The organism is Corallococcus sp. RDP092CA, from assembly GCF_041903675.1.
Lineage (GTDB): Bacteria > Myxococcota > Myxococcia > Myxococcales > Myxococcaceae > Corallococcus.
Genome location: NZ_JAYESI010000110.1, coordinates 1 through 651, shown reverse-complemented (window position 1 = coordinate 651; position 651 = coordinate 1). Strand labels below are relative to the sequence as shown.

General features: G+C 69.4%; 2 protein-coding genes. Both read right to left on the bottom strand.

The annotated features are described in order from the left end of the window. Positions 1-52: 52 nt before the first annotated feature. Positions 53-367 (bottom strand): IS66 family insertion sequence element accessory protein TnpB, encoded by a 315-nt coding sequence (locus U8525_RS34390; protein ID WP_374270959.1) that lies wholly within the window; start codon positions 365-367, stop codon positions 53-55. A 41-nt stretch (positions 368-408) separates the two neighbouring features. Next, positions 409-633, bottom strand: a complete 225-nt coding sequence (locus U8525_RS34385; protein WP_374270958.1) for a hypothetical protein — start codon at positions 631-633, stop codon at positions 409-411. Between the last annotated feature and the right edge of the window lie 18 nt (positions 634-651).

The window sequence follows — 651 nt, the reverse complement described above, 5'->3', positions numbered from 1 at the left end:
CCGGCTCCACCGCCAGCACCACGCGCACCGACGCAGGCAGGGCGAACACGGCCTACCGCCCCAGCGCCGCGACGAGCCGGGCCACGTACGCCACGTCCGTGCCCACGGCGAATCGCACCCGCGCTCCGCCCGCGGCCACCACCTCCAGCACGGACTCCATCGAAGCAGGCGTCGGCGCCACCTGCACCGGCAACAGTCGCACGGCTTCCGCCCCAGACGGCGCACTCCGCCGATGTCGGTACACCCACGACTGCAACGTGCTCAGCCGCACGCCCTGCGCCAACGCGAACTCCCGCTGCGTCTGCCCGCTCGCCTCGAACGCTTCTGCAATCCGCGTCCACTCCGGCTTCTCCACCTGCGTCGCCATGCCCGGAAGCGTCCGCCGGGCCCTGCTACGCCGGCAATCCCTCACCGCACGTCGTTGGCCGGACGGTTACCGAGCAGTGGCTGGGCGAGGCACGTACGTGCGGCGTGCGCGCGGTGGAATCCTTCGCACAGGGGCTTGAACAGGACGGCGATGCCGTCCTGAAGCATCCCCTCATCCGACTCAGATAAGTCCGAAGGCTTCTCGGAAGACGGCGTGCTCGCGAACGAGTTGTGCGAATCGCTCCACCAACGGGCGAAGTCGTTCATCGCTCATTCGCGGCATGG

What these genes read in the sequence shown, in the direction of transcription:
- U8525_RS34385 (WP_374270958.1), bottom strand. Translation starts at nt 633, where the DNA reads ATGAACGACTTCGCCCGTTGGTGGAGCGATTCGCACAACTCGTTCGCG.
- U8525_RS34390 (WP_374270959.1), bottom strand. Translation starts at nt 367, where the DNA reads ATGGCGACGCAGGTGGAGAAGCCGGAGTGGACGCGGATTGCAGAAGCG.